The sequence below is a fragment of the Stutzerimonas azotifigens DSM 17556 genome (assembly GCF_000425625.1).
Lineage (GTDB): Bacteria > Pseudomonadota > Gammaproteobacteria > Pseudomonadales > Pseudomonadaceae > Stutzerimonas > Stutzerimonas azotifigens.
The window spans coordinates 1-18476 of sequence record NZ_AUDU01000057.1 but is presented as its reverse complement, the minus strand read 5'-3'; the positions used below and the strand labels follow the sequence as shown (position 1 = coordinate 18476).

At 68.5% G+C, this 18476-nt stretch carries 15 protein-coding genes; 8 read left to right on the top strand and 7 right to left on the bottom strand.

The window, feature by feature from the left end; all coding sequences use genetic code 11:
• The first annotated feature begins 7 nt into the window (after positions 1–7).
• From H610_RS0106300 to H610_RS0106285, 4 genes are all read left to right on the top strand, one after another.
• The gene (locus H610_RS0106300; RefSeq protein ID WP_028238898.1) at positions 8–1003 is read left to right on the top strand and encodes a 2-hydroxyacid dehydrogenase; all 996 of its coding nucleotides are present in this window, start codon (positions 8–10) and stop codon (positions 1001–1003) included.
• A gap of 48 nt (positions 1004–1051) precedes the next feature.
• A complete protein-coding gene (locus H610_RS0106295) occupies positions 1052–2182 on the top strand; it encodes an alpha-hydroxy acid oxidase (RefSeq protein WP_236614272.1) in 1131 nt (376 codons plus the stop codon).
• 31 nt (positions 2183–2213) lie between these two features.
• Positions 2214–2642, top strand: a complete 429-nt coding sequence (locus H610_RS23325) for a heme-binding protein (protein WP_051231530.1) — start codon at positions 2214–2216, stop codon at positions 2640–2642.
• Between the two features lie 164 nt (positions 2643–2806).
• On the top strand, positions 2807–5632 hold the full coding sequence (locus H610_RS0106285; RefSeq protein ID WP_028238896.1) for a putative bifunctional diguanylate cyclase/phosphodiesterase: 2826 nt from the start codon (positions 2807–2809) through the stop codon (positions 5630–5632).
• Positions 5633–5790: 158 nt separating this feature from the next.
• On the opposite strand, the gene trhP is transcribed toward H610_RS0106285, so the two are convergent.
• Positions 5791–7122 carry a prephenate-dependent tRNA uridine(34) hydroxylase TrhP gene (trhP, locus tag H610_RS0106280; protein WP_028238895.1) on the bottom strand — a complete coding sequence of 444 codons (1332 nt, stop codon included), beginning with the start codon at positions 7120–7122 and terminating at the stop codon, positions 5791–5793.
• A 158-nt stretch (positions 7123–7280) separates the two neighbouring features.
• On the opposite strand from trhP, the gene H610_RS0106275 reads away from it, so the two are divergent.
• Together H610_RS0106275 and H610_RS0106270 are read left to right on the top strand one after the other, a co-directional pair.
• On the top strand, positions 7281–7874 hold the full coding sequence (locus tag H610_RS0106275) for a LemA family protein (RefSeq protein WP_028238894.1): 594 nt from the start codon (positions 7281–7283) through the stop codon (positions 7872–7874).
• A gap of 16 nt (positions 7875–7890) precedes the next feature.
• The gene (locus H610_RS0106270; protein WP_028238893.1) at positions 7891–9786 is read left to right on the top strand and encodes a M48 family metallopeptidase; all 1896 of its coding nucleotides are present in this window, start codon (positions 7891–7893) and stop codon (positions 9784–9786) included.
• Positions 9787–10145: 359 nt separating this feature from the next.
• Here the strand turns inward: H610_RS0106270 and H610_RS0106265 are convergent, their stop codons facing one another.
• The 6 genes from H610_RS0106265 to zwf form a co-directional block, all read right to left on the bottom strand.
• Positions 10146–11576: an aspartate kinase gene (locus H610_RS0106265; protein ID WP_028238892.1), complete on the bottom strand. Its 1431-nt coding sequence runs from the start codon at positions 11574–11576 to the stop codon at positions 10146–10148.
• Between the two features lie 100 nt (positions 11577–11676).
• Positions 11677–12594 carry an ectoine hydroxylase gene (thpD, locus tag H610_RS0106260; protein WP_028238891.1) on the bottom strand — a complete coding sequence of 306 codons (918 nt, stop codon included), beginning with the start codon at positions 12592–12594 and terminating at the stop codon, positions 11677–11679.
• 74 nt (positions 12595–12668) lie between these two features.
• Positions 12669–13067, bottom strand: coding sequence for an ectoine synthase (locus tag H610_RS0106255; protein WP_028238890.1), 399 nt, complete (start codon positions 13065–13067; stop codon positions 12669–12671).
• A 15-nt stretch (positions 13068–13082) separates the two neighbouring features.
• Positions 13083–14372: a diaminobutyrate--2-oxoglutarate transaminase gene (ectB, locus tag H610_RS0106250; RefSeq protein WP_028238889.1), complete on the bottom strand. Its 1290-nt coding sequence runs from the start codon at positions 14370–14372 to the stop codon at positions 13083–13085.
• The gene (gene ectA, locus H610_RS0106245) at positions 14369–14902 is read right to left on the bottom strand and encodes a diaminobutyrate acetyltransferase (protein WP_028238888.1); all 534 of its coding nucleotides are present in this window, start codon (positions 14900–14902) and stop codon (positions 14369–14371) included. Before ectA ends, ectB begins: the two co-directional genes overlap by 4 nt.
• A 703-nt stretch (positions 14903–15605) precedes the next feature.
• Complete coding sequence (zwf, locus tag H610_RS0106240; protein WP_028238887.1) at positions 15606–17048, bottom strand: glucose-6-phosphate dehydrogenase; 1443 nt, start codon at positions 17046–17048, stop codon at positions 15606–15608.
• A gap of 137 nt (positions 17049–17185) precedes the next feature.
• Here zwf and hexR point away from each other — a divergent pair, with 137 nt between their 5' ends.
• Positions 17186–18055, top strand: a complete 870-nt coding sequence (gene hexR / locus H610_RS0106235; protein WP_028238886.1) for a transcriptional regulator HexR — start codon at positions 17186–17188, stop codon at positions 18053–18055.
• 102 nt (positions 18056–18157) lie between these two features.
• Positions 18158–18376 carry a PA3496 family putative envelope integrity protein gene (locus tag H610_RS0106230; RefSeq protein WP_028238885.1) on the top strand — a complete coding sequence of 73 codons (219 nt, stop codon included), beginning with the start codon at positions 18158–18160 and terminating at the stop codon, positions 18374–18376.
• The last annotated feature ends 100 nt before the right edge of the window (positions 18377–18476 follow it).

Sequence of the window (18476 nt, the reverse complement as noted above, 5' to 3'; positions counted from 1 at the left end):
CGAACCGATGGAAAGGAAACGCATCGTCGCCCTGCGCCGCCTGAAGGAGCCGCAGCTGCAGCGCCTGCGCGAGCAGTTCGACGTGGAATATTTCGAGGAGCCCGAGCAGCATGCCGAGGCGGTCGCCGCCGCGCTGCGCCAGGCGCACGGGCTGATCGGCGGCAAGCTGGTGGTCACCCCGGCGATGCTCGACGAGGCGCCGCGGCTGGAAGCCATCGCCACCATCTCGGTGGGTTACGACAACTTCCCGGTGGCCGAGCTCAGCCGCCGCGGCATCCTGCTGACCAATACCCCGGACGTGCTCACCGAGACCACCGCCGACACCGCCTTCATGCTGGTCATGGCCAGCGCCCGGCGCCTGGTGGAGCTGGCCAACATGGTTCGCGAGGGCCGCTGGACCCAGCACGTCGGCGAGCCGCACTTCGGCAGCAACGTGCACGGCAAGACCCTCGGCCTGGTCGGGCTCGGCCGCATCGGCCGGGCCATCGCCCGCCGCGCGCTGGGCTTCAACATGCGCGTGCTCTATAGCAACGCCTCACCCAAGCCCGAGCTGGAGGCCGAGTGGGGCATCGAGCGGCGCAGCTTCGAGCAACTGCTGGGCGAGTCCGACTTCGTCTGCCTCACCGTGCCGCTGACCGCCGAGACCGAGCACCTGCTCGGCTACGAACAGTGCCGGGCGATGAAGCGCTCGGCCTTCCTGGTCAACATCGCCCGCGGCAAGGTGGTCGACGAAGCCGGGCTGATCCGCGCATTGGAAGAGGGACTGATCGCCGGCGCCGGGCTCGACGTGTTCGAGCAGGAGCCGGTCTCGCCCGACTCGCCGCTGCTGCGCATGGACAACGTGGTGACCCTGCCGCACATCGGCTCGGCGACCCACGAGACCCGCGAAGCCATGGCCTACTGCGCGGTCGAGAACCTGTGCCAGGCCCTGCAGGGCGAGCGCCCGCGCGACCTGGTCAACCCCGAAGCCTGGCCGATCCGCCATTCCCAACCCCAGTCGTAGGACCCCCAGGACATGCCAGGTAAGCATTCTCGACGCTTGGCGTCGATCTTGAACCTGCACGATCTCGATCGCGCGGCCAGGCGCCTGCTGCCACGCCCGATCTACGGATACATCGCCAACGTGGCGGAAGACGGGCACACCGCCCGCGCCAACCGCAGCGCCTTCGACGACTACGCCTTCCTGCCGCGCGCGCTGGTGGACGTGTCGAAGATCTCACTGGAAACCGAACTGTTCGGCCAGCGCTACGCGCTGCCGATCGGCGTCGCGCCGATGGGCATCAGCGCGCTGTCGGCCTATCGCGGCGACCTGGTGCAGGCGCAGGCGGCGGCCAAGGCCGGCATCCCGATGATCCTCAGCGGCAGCTCGCTGATCCGCATGGAAGACGTGCTCAACCAGGGCCAGACCGACTGGTTCCAGGCCTACCTGCCGGGCGATCACGCCGGCATCGAGGCGCTGATCGAGCGGGTGCGCAACGCCGGCTTCGACAAGCTGGTGATCACCGTCGACTACCCGGTGCCGCCGAACAGCGACAACAACACCCGCTCGGGCTTCTACTCGCCGTTGCGGCCCAGCCTGCGCCTGGCCTGGGACGGCCTGATACGCCCGCGCTGGCTGTTCGGCACCTTCCTGCGCACGCTGGTCAATCATGGCTTGCCGCACTTCGAGAACAACTACGCTACCCGCGGGATCGCGGTGATCTCGCGCAACGTCAAGCGCGACTTCTCCGGACGCAGCCACCTGAACTGGAGCTACCTGGAACTGGTGCGCCGGCTGTGGCCCGGCAAGCTGGTGGTCAAGGGCATCCTCCATCCGGACGACGCGCGCAAGGCCCGCGACTTCGGCGCCGACGCGCTGATCGTCTCCAACCATGGCGGCCGCCAGCTCGACTGCAGCGTCTCGGCGCTGCGCGCGCTGCCGGGCGTGGTGGCGGCGGTGGGCGACCTGCCGGTGATGGTCGACAGCGGCTTCCGGCGCGGCACCGACGTGCTCAAGGCGCTGGCGCTGGGCGCGCGCATGGTGTTCATCGGCCGGCCGTTCAACTATGCCGCGGCCTACGCCGGCGAAGCGGGGGTGAGCCACGCCATCGGGCTGCTCGCCGCCGAACTGCAACGGGACATGGCGCTGCTCGGGGTCACCCGGGTGGAGGACGTCACCGAGCAGTGCCTGGTGCGCAACTGAGCGGGCGGCCGGGACGCGAGGCGCAGCGCCCATGGGACGTCGACTGCTGGCCGGGCTGTGGGACGTGGAGGCGGCGATCTACGCCGGGCCGCCGCCGCGCCGCGATCCGTTCGACTTCGGACTACGCGACGCCGAAGCGGTGCTGCGCGCGGCGCGCGCCGAGGCCGAGCGCAACGACTGGGCGGTGGCCATCGCGGTGGTCGATGCCGAGGGCCATCCGTTCGGTCTGATACGCCTCGACGGCGGCCGGGCGGACGGCGCCACCCGTGCGCTGGATGCGGCCAGGCAGGCCGTTCTCGGCGGTCGGAGGGTGAGACTCCTGCCGTCCGGCGAGCCGGCGGAGGCGGTCGAGATCTTCCGCGTCGAGGGGCACTACGTGGCCGCGGTGGGCGTTGTCGGCGCCCGGCCGGAGGCGTTGCAGCGGGTACTGCGCGCGGCGCGCCGTGGCTTCGACGGCTGAGGCCAGGGCCGCCGGGTAGCCAGGCGGCGCTTGCCCTGGCGCTGGCGATGGGCTTTTATTGGGGGCATGGGGCCAGTGTCATGCCATCATCGCCAGCGCCCTGCCGCTTCGTACCTGCCCGGCTGTCGTGATCGCCGGGGTTCACGACAAGAACAATGGCCCAGATGATCGACCCGGTAACCGTTTCCCCGATGTGCTCGGACAGGTCCGACGAGGTGCCCGACACGGCCCTCGCGCGGGATGCCGAATGCACCCGCCTGCTGTTCCGGGGCTCACGGGTGCCGGCCCTGCTGACGATCTTCACCGGCCTCGCCTGCGTGGTGCTGCTCTGGGACGTGTCGCCGACCTCGCACCTGCTCTGGTGGCTGCTGTGGCTCGTCCTGTTCGCCGGCCTGCGCCTGCATCAGGTGCGCCTGCTCGAACAGGCGCCGGTCGGCCGCCAGGCCGCTCCCTGCTGGCGTCGTCATTTCATGCTCAACAGCGCCGCCTTGGCGCTGGCCCTGGCCTACGCCTGCGTCTGGCTGGTGCCGGCGGGCGGTTTCTTCACCCAGGTGCTGGTCTACGGGCTGATCGGCTCGATGGTGCTGGCCACCAGCGTCGCCTACGCCGTCAGCCTGCCGGCCTTCTTCAGCTTCGCCGTGCCCTGCCTGCTGCCGGCCGGCCTGGCCCTGAGCGCCAGCGACGTGCCGCTGGAGCGCGGCTGGGGCATCCTGGCGCTGATCGTCCTGGCTACCCTCAGCCTCATCGCCTGGCAGATCAGCCGGCTGTTCGGCGACGGGCTCGAGCAGCGCCTGCAGAACGGCCGGCTGATCGAGCGGCTGCGCCAGGCGAGCCGCGACGCCGAGGCGCTCAATCTCGAGCTCGGACGCGAAGTCGAGCAGCGCCGGCGTGCCGAGAGCGAGCTGCGCCAAGCCTACGACGGCCTCGAACAGCGGGTCGCCGAACGCACCGCCGAGCTGGCGCAGAGCGAGGCGCGGCTGAACCTGGCGCTGGAGGCCAGCGACCTCGGCCTGTGGGACTGGGACCTGGAGAAGCGCGAGGTGCACCGCTCGCGGCTGGGGATGGTGTTCGGCTTCGACCACCGCGACGCGTTATCCGGCAGCGCGCGGCCGGAAGTCCACATCGACGACCTCGAGCCGGTGCGCCGGGCGCTGGTCGCGCACCTCAAGGGCCACACCGATACCTACGCGGTACAGTACCGCGCGCGCGGCGCCGACGGCCGCTGGCGGTGGATCGAGGACCGCGGCCAGGCCATCGAGCGCGGCCCGGACGGCCGTGTCCGGCGGATGATCGGCACGCGCCGCGACATCACCGCGCTGCGCCAGCAGGACGAACAGCAGAAGCTCGCCGCCACGGTGTTCGAGGCCGCCGGCGAGGGCATCGTCATCCTCGACGCCGGCTATCGCGTGCTGGCGGTCAACGAGGCCTGCTGCGCGCTGTCCGGCTATGCCCGCGAGGAGCTGCTGGGCCAGCCGGCGACCCGGCTGTTCGGTTCAGACCTCTCGCAGCAGCAGTACGACGCCATGCGCGAGGCGCTGGAAGGTGACGGCAGCTGGCAGAGCGAGCAGGCCGAGACGCGCAAGAACGGCGAGCGCTACCCGCAGTGGCTGCAGCTGCGCGCGGTGAACGATGCCCAGGGGCGCATCGCCCACATCGTCGGCTTCATCGCCGACCTGACGGTGCGCCGCCAGGTCGAGGAGCGCCTGCGCTACCTCAGCCAGTACGACGAGCTGACCGGCCTGGCCAACCGCGCCCTGCTGCGCGAGCGGCTCTACCAGGCCTGCCAGCGCGCGCGGCGCAGCGCCCGCAGCGTCGCCGTGCTGTACATCGACCTGGACCGCTTCAAGAACCTCAACGAGAGCCTCGGCCACGAAGTCGGGGACGGGCTGCTCAGGGAGATCGCCGCGCGCATGGTCCGTGAGCTGCCGGACGCCGATACCCTGGCGCGGCTGTCCGGCGACGAGTTCGTGGTGGTGTTCGACGGCTATGGCAGCCTGTCGAACCTGGCGCGGCTCGGCAGCCGCCTGCTGCAGGTCATCCGCAAGCCGGTGCTGGTCGGCGGCAACGAGCTGGTGGTCGGCGCCTCCATCGGCGCCACGCTGATGCCGGACAACGCCAGCGACGAGGCGGCGCTGCTGCGCCAGGCGAGCATGGCCATGCAGCACGCCAAGTACCTCGGCGGCAACACCCTGCAGTTCTATACCGAGCGCCTGCAGGTCGGCGGGCTGGCTTCGCTGAAGCTGGAGAACGAACTGCGCAAGGCGCTGGAGGAAGACCAGCTGGAAGTCTTCTACCAGCCGCGCATGGGCCTGGCCGACGGCCGGCTGGAGGCGGCCGAGGCGCTGGTGCGCTGGCGCCATCCGCAGCGCGGCCTGGTGGCGCCCGGCGAATTCATCCCGCTGGCCGAGGACACCGGGCTGGTGATCCCGCTCGGCGAGCGCGTGCTGCGCAAGGCCTGCAGCCAGGCGCGGCGCTGGCTGCAGGAAGGCATCGGCGAGATCCGCGTGTCGGTCAACCTGTCGGTCAGGCAGCTGCGCCAGGGCAATCTGGTCAGCCTGGTGCGCCAGGTGCTGGAGGAGACCGGCCTGCCGCCGCGCCTGCTGGAGCTGGAGCTGACCGAGAGCCAGCTGCTGGACGACGTCGACAACGCCATCAGCACCTGCCGGCAGCTGCGCGAGCTGGGCGTGAGCCTGGCGATCGACGACTTCGGCACCGGCTATTCCTCGCTCAGCTACCTCAAGCGCTTCCCGATGGACTACGTGAAGATCGACCGCTCGTTCATCGCCGAGCTTGGCCAGGCCGGGGAGGACGGCGCCATCGTCCGCGCCATCATCGCCCTGGCCCACGGCCTGGGGTTGAAGGTGGTCGCCGAAGGCGTGGAGACCGCGGCGCAGCGGGCCTTCCTCGAAGCCGAGGGCTGCGACGAGATCCAAGGCTACCTGCTCAGCCCGCCGGTGGAGGCGGAGCGCTTCGTCGCGCTGCTCGGCTAGCGCGCTTCCCTCATCCGTGCCTGCGGGCCACCTTCTCCCGGCGGGGGGCACAAAGGGACCAGCCTCGCCGTCAGGCTCCACGTAGGGTGGGCTTCAGCCCACCGGGTGATGGGCGCTGGTGGGCTGAAGCCCACCCTACGGCTAAGGGGCCCCGCCCATCAGCCTCCTGGCAGCTCCCGCATCAGCAGCGCGTGGGACAGCCCAACGTCTTCGGCGACCGGCAGGTAGACCCGGTGGCCGTCGCCCGGCGCCAGCTCGATGGCGCGGCCGGCGCCGTCTTCCAGCCGCTCCAGGCGGAATTCGAGGTTCCCCGGCGGCGTCATCAGCTCCAGCCGATCGCCCAGGGCGAAGCGGTTCTTCACCTGCACCTCGGCCAGCGCGCCGCGGCGCGCGCCGGTGAGTTCGCCGACGAACTGCTGGCGGCTGGAGACGGACGAGCCGTGCGCGTAGTTCTGGTATTCGTCGTGCACGTGGCGGCGCAGGAAGCCTTCGGTATAGCCGCGGTTGGCCAGCGATTCGAGGCGATCCATGAGGCTGCGGTCGAACGGCCGGCCGGCCAGCGCGTCGTCGATCGCGCGGCGGTAGGTCTGCGCCGTGCGGGCGACGTAGAAGTGGCTCTTGGTGCGGCCCTCGATCTTCAGCGAGTGCACGCCCATGCGCGTCAGCCGCTCGACGTGCTGGACGGCGCGCAGGTCCTTGGAGTTCATGATATAGGTGCCGTGCTCGTCCTCGAAGGCCTCCATCGGCTGGCCCGGGCGACTGGTCTCCTCGAGCAGGAACAGGCGCCCGGTGGGCGCGCCCTCGCCGAGGGTCGGGATCGGGCCGCCGCAGCCGCGGACGATCTCGCCAAGCGCGTTCTCCCGGCCTTCGTGGGCCTGGTACTCCCAGCGGCAGGCGTTGGTGCAGGTGCCCTGGTTCGGGTCGCGGCGGTTGAGGTAGCCGGACAGCAGGCAGCGTCCGGAATAGGCCATACACAACGCGCCATGGACGAACACCTCGAGTTCCATGTCCGGCACCTGCCGGCGAATCTCGCCAATCTCCTCCAGCGACAGCTCGCGCGAGAGGATCACCCGCGTCAGGCCCTGGCGCCGCCAGAACTCGACGCTCGCCCAGTTCACCGCGTTGGCCTGTACCGAGAGGTGCACCGGCATGTCCGGAAAGTGCTCGCGCACCAGCATGATCGCCCCCGGATCGGACATGATCAGCGCGTCGGGGCCCATCTCCACCACCGGCCGCAGGTCGTCGAGGAAGGTGCGCAGCTTGGCGTTATGCGGCGCGATGTTGACCACCACGTAGAAGCGCTTGCCGGAGGCGTGCGCCTCGGCGATGCCGAGCGCCAGGTTGGCGTGATCGAACTCGTTGTTGCGCACCCGCAGGCTGTAGCGCGGCTGGCCGGCATAGACCGCGTCGGCGCCGTAGGCGAAGGCGTAGCGCATGGCCTTCAGCGTGCCGGCGGGGCACAGCAGTTCGGGACGGGAAAGGGACGTCATGGCAGCGAAAAGCCCGTACGAAAAACGCGTGATAATACCGGCACGGCGCCGCTACTACCCGGGCCAGCTTGTCGCAGGGGCACGACGCCGTCACAGCAGCCGGCAGGCTTTTCGCTACCATCACGCCATCACTCTTCCTCATCTGATAGGGACATCGCATGTTCGGCACGCTCGTCTTCCTGGCCGTTCTGGCCGCGCTGGTGATCTACCTGATCGCCGTCTTCAACCGCCTGGTGACCCTGCGCAACCGCTACCGCAACGCCTTCGCGCAGATCGAGGTGCAGCTCAAGCGCCGCTACGACCTGATTCCGAACCTGGTGGAAACCACCAGGGCCTACCTCGCCCACGAGCGGGAAACCCTGGAGGCGGTGGTCGCGGCGCGCAACCAAGCGTCCGTCGACCTCGCGGCCGCCGCCGTACAGCCGGGCGATGCCGGGCGCATGGCGCAGCTGGCCGGCGCCGAGGGACGGCTGCAGGGTGCTCTCGGCCGGCTCAACGTGACGCTGGAAGCCTACCCGGACCTCAAGGCCTCGCAGAACATCCAGCAGCTCAGCGAAGAACTGGGCAGTACGGAGAACCGCGTGGCTTTCGCCCGACAGGCCTTCAATGACGCGGTGATGGCCTACAACACCTACCGCCAGAGCTTCCCGCCGGTGCTGCTGGCGAAACGCTTCGGCCATCCGGATGACGCCTCGCTGCTGCAATTCGACGACAGCGCGGCGATCCAGGCCGCGCCGCGCGTCGCCTTCTGACATCCGCCGTTACCGCATGGACTTCTTCGAACACCAGGACCGGGCGCGCCGCCTCAGCGCCCGCCTGGTGCTGCTCCTGCTGCTCGCCGTGGCCGCGCTGATCGCGCTGGCCAGCCTGGCCCTGACATTGATCCTGCGTTTCTCGGACAGCGCCGCGCTGGCCGGGCTCGGCGGCGCGCCGCTGGTCGACTGGGCGCTGGTGGCCAAGGTGGCGGCGCTGGTGATCGGCGTGGTGCTGCTGGGTGGCCTGTACAAGGGGTGGGTGCTGCGCCGCGGCGGGCGGGTGGTGGCCGAGCGCCTGGGCGGCCGGCTGATCAACCTCGAGCCGCGCGACCTGTCCGAACGGCGCCTGCTCAACGTGGTGGAGGAAATGGCCATCGCCAGCGGCATCGCGGTGCCGCCGGTGTATGTGCTCGACGAGCCGGCGATCAACGCCTTCGCCGCCGGCCTGACGCCACAGGACGCGGTCATCGGCGTCACCCGCGGGGCGTTGGAGCGGCTCTCGCGCGACGAGCTGCAGGGCGTGGTGGCGCACGAGTTCAGCCACATCTTCCACGGCGACATGCGCCTGAATACGCGGCTGGTGTCGGTGCTGCACGGCATCCTGCTGCTCGGGCTGACCGGCCGCCTGCTGTTGCGCGGCCTGCAGGGGCGCTCGCGCGGCGGGCGCTCCAGCGGGCTCGGGGTGATCGTGCTGATGGGCGCGGTGCTGTGGGTGATCGGCTACGCCGGCACCTTCTTCGGCAACCTGATCAAGGCGGCGGTGAGCCGCCAGCGCGAATTCCTCGCCGACGCGGCGGCAGTGCAGTACACGCGCAATGCCGCCGGCATCGGCGGGGCGCTGAAGAAGATCGGCGGGCATCTGCCCGGCTCACACCTCGCCGCCGCGAACGCCGCGGAGTTCAGCCATATGTACTTCGGCCAGGGCGTCTCCCTGGCGCTGGAAGGCTGGATGGCGACCCATCCGGCACTGGCGGAACGCATCCGTCGGCTCGAGCCGGGCTGGGACGGACGCTTCATCGCGTCCCGGGCGGAGGGCGAGCCCGCTGCATCCACGCTTGCCACGCCCCTGCCGCCGGGCGTCGCGGCGCTCGGCCCGGGCTCGCTGGAGCAGGCGCTGGCCGCCGTCGGCAACCCCGGGCAGGCCCAGCTGCGGGCCGCCCGGCAGGTGCTCGGCGGCCTGCCTACGGCGCTGCATGGCGCCGCGCATGAGCGTACCGGCGCGCAGGCGCTGGTGTACGCGCTGCTGCTGGCGCCGGAGCTGGACGAGCGCCGGCGCCAGCTGGAGATGCTCGGCGCGGGATTGCCGGACGAGGTCCGCGCGGCACTGCGGGCGCACGAGGGGCAAGTGGCGGGGCTGGAGGCGTCTCAGCGCCTGCCTTTGCTGGAGCTGGCGATCCCGGCGCTCAAGCAGCTGGATCGCCGGCAGATGCTCGAACTGCGCCGGCAGATGGCGACGCTGATTCGCGCGGACGGGCGGGTGAGCCTGATGGAGTGGTGCCTGCTGCGCATCGTCGAGCGAAACCTGGCCGGGCCCAGGCCGCTGCACGGGACCGAGGAACTGGCCGCGCTGTGCGGCGAGGCGAGGGTGCTGATGGCGGTGCTGGCGCATGCCGGACACGCCGACGAGGGGGCGGCGGCTCGGGCTTTCGAGACCGCCATGGCGCTGTTGCCAGGCACCGCGGGATCGCTGCCCAGGCGTGCCGAGGTCGGCCTGCGTCCGCTGGAGCAGGCCCTGCGCCGGCTGGGCCGACTCAAGCCGCTACAGAAGCCGCGGCTGCTCAAGGCGATGGCCGCCTGTATCGCCGAAGACGGGCAGCTCACGGTGGCCGAAGCGGAGCTGTTCCGCGCCGTCGCCGAGGTGCTCGATTGCCCGACGCCGCCGTTGCAGACCGCAGGCGGGCTGGGCTGAGCATCTCGACCCAAGCGAGGTGGGTGAGCGGTCTTGACCACGAACGACGCCCGCCAGGTCGCAGGCAGGGGTCAGCTCCGGCGTCGAGATCACAGGCCGCGCCATGCCTTTCACTTCTCCCACAGTGAGAAGCAAGCGGCGTGCGGGCGCGTTGCGGTCGAGACCGCTCCCACAGGGCCATGCCGCTCGTCGGACCTTTCCCTTCTCCCTGCGGGAGAAGGTGGCCCGCAGGGCCGGATGAGGGCTGGGAGGCTCGACTTCGGGGCGAGCGCTTCCGTCTTTGTTGCCGCGAGGGCGCGCCTCCCACAGTGAGAAGCAAGCGGCGTGCGGGCGCGTTGCGCGGTCGAGATCGCCACGGCTCAGGCGGCGGCGATCACGTCGCCGTGGTTCTCCGGCTCGATGAGGGCGCGATGCAGCGCGGCCACGGCGTCGGCGTAGTCCTCCTCGTTGACCACGCACTGCATCTCCACCTGGCGGATCGACTGGTGGATCGCCTGGATGCTGATGCCGGCCTCGGCCAGTGCCGCCACCGTCTTGGCCAGGATGCCCTTGACCTTCAGGTCCGAGCCGATCGCCGAGACGATGGCGACGTTGTGCACCGTGACCTCGGCGGCCGGGTAGCGCTCCTCGATCAGCCGCGCGGCGCGGGTGATCAGCTTGCGCGAGCCGGAGGCGTAGTAGGTGATGCTGTTGGCGTCGGAGTCCTTGTTCACCACGTACAGCTTGAGCTGCTTGAGCAGCTTGGTGATCTCGATGTCGTAGGCCACGTCGCCGAGCATCTCCTGGTCGAACACCTCGATGCCGAAGACGTCCTTGCGCCCGGCGATGATTTCCACGCAGGGCTTCTCGCTCCGGTAGTCCTGGCTGATCAGGGTGCCGGCGTGCTCCGGCTCGAAGGCATTCTTGATGCGCAGTTCGATGCCGGCGCGGCGCAGGGTCTTGGCCGCCTTCGGATGGATCGCCTCCATGCCGAGGTTCGACAATTGGTCGGCGACGTCGTAGTTGGTGCGGCCGATGGTCACCACCTTGTCGGCGCCGACAAGGTTCGGATCGGCGCTGGAAAGGTGGAATTCCTTGTGGATGATCGCCTCGCGCGCACCGGTGGTGGCGGCGATCTGGGCGAAGGTGATCTCGCTGTAGCCGCGGTCGAAGGTGTTCATCAGGCCTTCGGCGCAGTGCGTGTAGCCGGTGGCGACGGCCAGCTCGCGGGAGAGGTCAACGTCCTCGAAGCTTTTGGCGATCATCTCGTCGAACGGCAGCGGGGCGTCCATGTGCCAGCCGGTGAGGTCCACCAGGCGGGCGCTGACGCCCTTGTGCCTGAGCGCCAGCACGGTGTTGAAGGCGCTGTGCGCCTCGCCCAGCGAGGCGAGCATCTCGCGCACCTTCATCAGGTGCTCGCTGAGCTGGAAGTGGCCATAGGCGCACAGGCGCTGCAGGCTGCGCATGCAGTCGCAGGCGTCGTCGATGCGCTTGCCGATGAACTGGTTGGCCTGCTGGCGCTCGAATTCGCCTTCGAACAGCTCGGCATTCTTTTCCAGCATGCGCGCACGCACGCCTTCCAGGGCGTCGAGCCAGGCGTCCTCGTGGCTGGCGTCGGCGAAGCGCTGGTAGACGCCCGGCTCGCCGGTCTTCTTGTGTTCCAGCAGCAGGTTGGTCATGCCGCTGTAGGCAGACACGACGAACACCCGCTGGTAGAGCGCGGTGCCCTGGCGGTCGCCGAGCAGGAGGTTGTCCAGTACTTCTTGGAAGCGGCTCATGGACGTGCCGCCGATCTTTTCCACGGTATGCATCTGTCTTCCCAGCGTTCCGTCATGGAGGTGTGTGGACCGTCCCTGTGCCGGGCGCAGGCCCGGAGCGTGAGCGGGCCCGTTGCGTGGGCCCGCGTGCGGATCAGAGATACTGTTCCGGCTGGATCTCGAGCGGCGAGAAGTCCTTGCGCTCGGCGACGAAGGCCGGGCGCGGCGCGCGCTCGCAGAAAGGCGCCTGCAGGGCGTTGTCCACGTGGTTGTAGACGTAGAACAGGTTGCTGCGGGCACATGGCGTGATGTTGCTGTTGGAGCCGTGCATCGTATTGCAGTCGAAGAACACCGCGCTACCGGCCGGCGCCACCGCGGTGTCGATGCCGAAGCGGCGGGCCAGCTCGGCCAGGCTGGCGTCGTCCGGCACGCCGTACTCCTGCTTTCGCAGCGACTGCCGGTAGTGGTTCTCCGGCGTCTCGCCGACGCAGCGCACATAGTGCCGGTGCGAGCCGGGCATCAGCATCAGCGGGCCGTTGTGGGGCTCGTTGTCGGTCAGCAGGATCGAGCAGGACAGCGCGCGCATCCGCGGCATGCCGTCCTCGACGTGCCAGGTCTCGAAATCCGAGTGCCAGTAGAACTCCTTGCCGGTGAAACCGGGCTTGAAGTTCATCCGCGACTGGTGGACATAGAGGTCGCCGCCGAGGATGAAGCGGGCGATGCCCGCGATCCGCTCGTCACGCGCGACCCGGGCGAACAGCGGATTGTCGCGGTGGATTTCGAACACCGAGCGCACCGCGTGGCTCTGCGGCTCGCGGATGGTCTTCCCGGAATGCACCACGGCCTCGTCCTGGCGCATGCGCTCGAGTTCGGCACGGAACAGCGCGACTTCCTCGGCGCTGAACAGGTCCTTCACGACCAGGTAGCCGTTGCGCTCGAAATGCTCGAGCTGCGCCTGTTCGATCGGCGCGTTCTCGAAGTCCCGGCGGTACAGCACCGGGTCGAGGCGCTCCTGCCAGCCGGGCGTGCCCTGCTGGCGCGAGGGGTAAAGGTCGACGTCTTGCGTGGTCACTCCTGTGTCCTCCGTCCGGTCTGTTGCCGGCTTGTCTCTTGTGGGCCGGGGCGGGTTCGCCCCGGTGGCGAAGTTCAGGCGATCGCCTCGGCCTCGAGCGGGTAGACGCCGCTTTCGTCGTGCACTTCCTTGCCGTTGAGCGGCGGGTTGAACACGCAGGCCAGCTTCATGTCCTCGCTGCCGCCGCGCAGCAGGTGCTCGTCGTGCTGGTCGAGCACGTAGAGCGTGCCGGGTTCGATCTTGTAGATCCTGCCGTCGGCGAGGGTCTCGATCTCGCCGTTGCCGCTGATGCAGTACACCGCTTCGAAGTGGTTCTGGTAGTGGATGTGCGTCTCGGTGCCGGCGTAGATGGTGGTGATGTGGAACGAGTAACCCACCTTGTCGTCCTTGAGCAGCATGCGGGTGCTGTCCCAGGTCTCGGTGACGACCTTGCGGTCGGTCTGCTCGCATTCGGCCAGGGTACGTACGATCATGCTGGTTTCTCCTCTTCAGCAGGCTTGGCTGGTGGCCTGGTCTTCACCCATCACGGCGGCGAAGGCGCCGTCGAGGATGTCCATGGCCTTGGCGATCTGGTCTTCGCCGATGATCAGCGGGCACAGGCACTTGACCACCTCGCTGTGCGGGCCGCTGGTCTCGATCACCAGGCCCTTGGCGAAGGCGTGGCGGCACACGGCCTCGGCGGTCTCGCCGTCCGGGCAGCCGATGCCGAGCATCATTCCGCGGCCCTTGACCTGCAGCGAGTCGGGACCGTGGCGACGGACGATCTTCTGCATGCGGTAGGCGATCAGCTTGCCCTTGGCGCGCACGCTGGCGGCGAATTCGTCGTCCCGCCAGAAGTGCTCGAGCGCCGCGGCCGCGGTGACGAAGGCGTGGTTGTTGCCGCGGAAGGTGCCGTTGTGCTCGCCCGGTTTCCACTGGTCCAGCTCCTGGCGCAGCAGCACCATGGCGAACGGCAGGCCGTAGCCGGACAGCGACTTGGAGAGGGTGACGATGTCGGGCCTGATGCCCATCTCCTCGAAGCTGAAGAAGCTCCCGGTGCGGCCGCAGCCGGCCTGGATGTCGTCGACGATCAGCAGCATGTCGTGCTGGCGGCAGAGCTTCTCGAGCTTCTTCAGCCATTCGGCCGAGGCGACGTTGAGGCCGCCTTCGCCCTGCACCGTCTCGACGATCACCGCGGCCGGCTTGTCGATGCCGCTGGAGGGGTCGGACAGCAGCTTGTCCATCATCGCGATGGTGTTGGCCTTGTCGCCGAAGTAGTTGGCGTACGGCATGCGGCTGACGTCGGAGAGGCCGATGCCGGCGCCACCGCGGTGGTGGCCGTTGCCGGTGGCCGCCAGGGCGCCGATGCTGCAGCCGTGGAAGCCGTTGGTGAAGCTGATGATGTTACGGCGCCCGGTGACCTTGCGCGCCAGCTTCATCGCCGCCTCCACCGCGTTGGTGCCGGTCGGCCCGGTGAACTGCATCAGGTAGTCGCCCATGCCGCGCGGCTCGAGGATCAGCCGGTTGAAGGTCTCGAGGAAGCGCTCCTTGGCCTCGGTGTACAGGTCCAGGCCGTGGGTCACGCCGTCGGTGGCGATGTAGTCGATCAGCGCCTGCTTGAGCCGCGGGTGGTTGTGCCCGTAGTTCAGGGTGCCGGCGCCGGCGAGAAAATCGATGTAGTGCCGGCCGTCGCGGCTGATCAGCTCGGCGCCGCGCGCCTGCTTGAACACAACGGGGAAGGCGCGGCAGTAGCTGCGCACGGCGGATTCGTTCTGTTCGAACTGGTGAAAGGCGGTCATGCGGACTCCTGGAGTTGTTCTTCTCGGGAATGGACGGACACCAGCGGACCGGCGCGGTACAGCACCTCGTCCTCGTGTCGCCCGGCGAAATGCCGCGCGCGGGAGAACAGCACACGGGTGCGGTAGCCGGCGCCGAGGCGGGCGAAGGCCCTCTTGAACAGCGCCTGGGACGCGGCGTTGTCCGGCGAGATGGTGGTCTCCAGGTAGCGCACGCCGTTGGCCGCGGCGCGCTCGACCAGTGCCAGCAGCATGCGCAGGGCCAGGCCCTGGCCGCGCATCGAGGCGTCGACCGCGACCTGCCAGACGAACAGCGTGTCCGGGCGGGCGGGCGGGCAGTAGCCGGAGATGAAACCAACCAGTTCGCCGTGACGGTTTTCCGCGGCGATCGCGGTATCGGCGAAGTCGGAACACTGCAGCAGGTTGCAGTAGACCGAGTTGGTATCGAGGGGCTGGCAGCGGGCTACCAGCTGGTGGAGGTTGTAGCCGTCGCCGTCGTTCGGGCGACGGAGTCTGACGGTTTCAGAACTCAAAACAGATTCCTGTGGTGACGGGCTCTTTTCAGAGTAAACACATCGGGAAAATCATATCAACCCGCTGGGAGTTCGGATCCAGAGATATCGGCGAGATTTGTTTGAAGTTACGGCCGAGTTACAGCGGTTGTTATTCGAAGTTGATTTGATAGGAAACATGCGATTCGGTTGAGAGTTAATTCCGTTGTCATGACGGGTATCCGGGTCAGGCCGGGCGGCGGCGCAAAAGTTCCCGGCCGGCGTGGCTTGCAGGCCTGTCATGGCATCGCCGATCCGGCTGTATCGCCTTTGTCATGGGCGATTGCGGCGATTCGGAAATAATCGAAATTCGGCCCGTGGGATTTTTTTTGGATTTGTATTTGCAGCATGAGGTTGGCGTGATCGGTTGCCGATCGGAGGCGGTTTTATTTAACTGACGTGACCGAGAGTTTGCAGGTTAGTTGATTGAGGGGTAATGGTTCATATAGGAATCGCCCTGATGGGTAAATGCCAAAAAATAAATTTTGGATTTCTCGATTATTTTCACAAGTGTGTGGGAAATAATGGCCGTATTGGCTTCGCTGCGCTCAAGCCAACCCACCTGTCATCGCATGATCGTAGGGGGCGCCGTGCGCACCGGCCGGCCCGTCATGGGTGGAATCGCGGTGCGCATGGCGCACTCACGGATTGAGGCGGACGAGGCGGCGGCGCGCTCGCTGGCGGCCTACACGCGCCAGCGCCGTCCGCCGCGCTCGATGAGCTGGTGGGCCTGCTCCGGGCCGTCGGTGCCGGCCGGGTAGGGCCGCGGCTTGCGGTAGTACTCCTGCCAGCCCCTGAGGATCGGGTCGACCCAGCGCCAGGCGGCCTCGACCTCGTCGCGGCGCATGAACAGCGTCGAGTCGCCTTCGATGACATCCAGCAGCAGGCGCTCGTAGGCGTCCCAGCGGCGGCTGTGGTGGAAGGCCTGGGCCAGGTTGAGGTCCAGTTCCACCGGCTCCAGGCGCATGCCCTTGCCCGGCGCCTTGGCCATCATCTGCAGGCTGATGCACTCCTCCGGCTGCAGGCGGATGACCAGGCGGTTGGGCTGGCCGTTGAGGAACAGGCTGTGCGGCACCGGCTTGAAGTGCACGACGATCTCCGAGCGCTTGCGTGCCATGCGCTTGCCGGTGCGCAGGTAGAAGGGCACGCCGGCCCAGCGCCAGTTGTCGATCTCGGCCTTCACCGCGACGAAGGTCTCGGTGTCGCTGTCGTTGTCCACGTCCTGCTCGAAGTAGTAGGCCGGCACGTCGTGGCCGCCGACCTGGCCGGCGACGTACTGGCCGCGCACGGTCTTGTCCTGCACGTCCATGCCGGTGAGCGGCTTGAGCGCCTCCAGCACCTTGACCTTCTCACCGCGCACCGACTTGGCGTCGAAGCGCACCGGCGCCTCCATCGCCACCAGGCACAGCAGCTGCAGCAGGTGGTTCTGCAGCATGTCGCGCATGGCCCCGGCGTGGTCGTAGTAGCCGCCACGGTTCTCCACCCCGAGCGTCTCGGCCACGGTGATCTCCACGTGGTCGATGTGCGCGCTGCGCCAGATCGGTTCGAACAGCGCGTTGGCGAAGCGCAGCGCCATGAGGTTCTGCACCGTCTCCTTGCCCAGGTAGTGATCGATCCGGTAGATGCGCTGCTCGGGAAACACCTGGCCGATGGCGTCGTTGATGTCCAGCGCCGACTCCAGCGAGTGGCCGATCGGCTTCTCGATGACGATGCGCGCATCCTGGCCGGCCAGCCCCGAGGCCTCCAGGTTGGCGGCGATGTCCTTGAACAGACTCGGCGCGGTGGCCAGGTAGTAGACCCGCACACGGTCCTCGGCGGCGCCGATGTAGTGCGCCAGGCGGACGAACTCGCCGCGCTGCGAGGCATCCAGGGTGAAGTAGTCGAGGCGGGCGGCGAAGCTGCGCCAGATGTCGGCATCGAAGTCGGCGCGCGCCACCTGCGCCCGGCAATGGCGCTCGGCCAGGGCCACGTAGCCTTCGCGGTCGAGCTCGCTGCGGGCCACGCCGTAGATGCGCACGTCCTCGTGCAGGCGGCCTTCGCGGTGCAGGTGGTAAAGCGCCGGCAACAGCTTGTGCAGGGTCAGGTCGCCGGTGCCGCCAAACACCAGCATGTCGCAGGAAATCGACATATGCGTCACTCCTCGGAAGCGTGGGTGGGCGCTGGCGCAGGCATGTAGTATAACTACAAGCCCACTACAATCCGCTGACAGGTATTGGAGTAGCCGTTTCGGCAACCTGCCACGAACGATCATAGCGAGTCCAGACTGTGAATCTCCTGCAACACATCGCCCAATCCCGACCGGCGCTGCGCAAGTCCGAATTGAAAGTGGCGGACCACGTGCTGCTCGATCCGGCGGCCGTCATGCACAGCTCCATGGCCGATCTGGCTCATGCCGTTGGAGTGAGCGAACCGACGATCGTGCGGTTCTGCCGGGCGATCGGCTGCATGGGTTTCCAGGACCTCAAGCTCAAGCTGGCGCAGAGCCTGGCCGCCGGCGCCAGCTTCGGCCAGTTCGCCATCAGCGAGGACGACTCGGTGATGGACGTGGCGCTGAAGATCTTCGACACCACCCTGCACACCCTGATCGAGGTGCGCGAGCGCCTCGAGCCGGAAGCGCTGGAACGGGCCATCGCCGCCTGCGCGCGGGCCGAGCGGGTGGAGTTCTACGGCTTCGGCGCCTCCGGCGCGGTGGCCACCGACGCCCAGCACAAGTTCTTCCGCCTGCTGCTCAACGCCGCGGCCTATTCCGACCCGCACATGCAGGCGATGTCGGCGGTGACCCTCAAACCCACCGACGTGGCCATCTGCATCTCGCAGTCCGGCCGCTCCAAGGACCTGCTGATCACCGCCAACGTGGTGCGCGAGTCCGGCGCGACCCTGATCACCCTGTGCCCGAGCCAGACCCCGCTGGCCGAGCTGGCGACCATCAACCTGGCGATCGACGTGCAGGAAGACACCGAGATCTACACCCCGCTGACCTCGCGCATCGCCCACCTGGTGGTGATCGACGTGCTGGCCATGGGCGTGGCCATGGCGCGCGGACCGAGTCTGGTCAACCACCTCAAGAGCGTCAAGCGCAGCCTGCGCAGCCTGCGCCTGTCGCCCAAGTCGGTGAAGGCCCACGAGGAGAGCTGAGGCACGCTCGGCCGGTTTCACTGGATCGTCATCGCGCCGTCCTCGTTCGGTCATCCGCGCCGCGCCAGACTGGGCTCCCCTGAACGCACCGGGAGCCCTCACATGTCCTGGCAACCTGACGACCTCCACGCCCTCGACGCCAAGACCCGGCGTCAGCTCAAGGACCAGCGGCGCATGCGTTTTCGCCGCGCCATCGAGAGCTACGGCGAGCAGCGCCGGCTGCAGGCCGAGCTCGACGACTACCCCGATCTGATCGCCGCCCGCCAGTTGGCGGCCAGCGCCCAGACCCTGCCCTTTTCCCAGCGGGAAAAGGTGGCCTGAAAGCCTCCCGCAGGGAAAGGGAGCGTCGTACGAGCGCGTTTCGCGGTCGAGACCGCTCCCACAGGGCCATGTCACTCGCCGGGCTTTTCCCTTCTCCCCC

Excerpts from the sequence above, each read along its gene's own strand:
- H610_RS0106300 (WP_028238898.1), top strand. The coding sequence starts at position 8 with ATGGAAAGGAAACGCATCGTCGCCCTGCGCCGCCTGAAGGAGCCGCAG.
- H610_RS23325 (WP_051231530.1), top strand. The coding sequence starts at position 2,214 with ATGGGACGTCGACTGCTGGCCGGGCTGTGGGACGTGGAGGCGGCGATC.
- H610_RS0106285 (WP_028238896.1), top strand. The coding sequence starts at position 2,807 with ATGATCGACCCGGTAACCGTTTCCCCGATGTGCTCGGACAGGTCCGAC.
- trhP (WP_028238895.1), bottom strand. The coding sequence starts at position 7,122 with ATGACGTCCCTTTCCCGTCCCGAACTGCTGTGCCCCGCCGGCACGCTG.
- H610_RS0106275 (WP_028238894.1), top strand. The coding sequence starts at position 7,281 with ATGTTCGGCACGCTCGTCTTCCTGGCCGTTCTGGCCGCGCTGGTGATC.
- H610_RS0106270 (WP_028238893.1), top strand. The coding sequence starts at position 7,891 with ATGGACTTCTTCGAACACCAGGACCGGGCGCGCCGCCTCAGCGCCCGC.
- H610_RS0106265 (WP_028238892.1), bottom strand. The coding sequence starts at position 11,576 with ATGCATACCGTGGAAAAGATCGGCGGCACGTCCATGAGCCGCTTCCAA.
- H610_RS0106255 (WP_028238890.1), bottom strand. The coding sequence starts at position 13,067 with ATGATCGTACGTACCCTGGCCGAATGCGAGCAGACCGACCGCAAGGTC.
- ectB (WP_028238889.1), bottom strand. The coding sequence starts at position 14,372 with ATGACCGCCTTTCACCAGTTCGAACAGAACGAATCCGCCGTGCGCAGC.
- zwf (WP_028238887.1), bottom strand. The coding sequence starts at position 17,048 with ATGTCGATTTCCTGCGACATGCTGGTGTTTGGCGGCACCGGCGACCTG.
- H610_RS0106230 (WP_028238885.1), top strand. The coding sequence starts at position 18,158 with ATGTCCTGGCAACCTGACGACCTCCACGCCCTCGACGCCAAGACCCGG.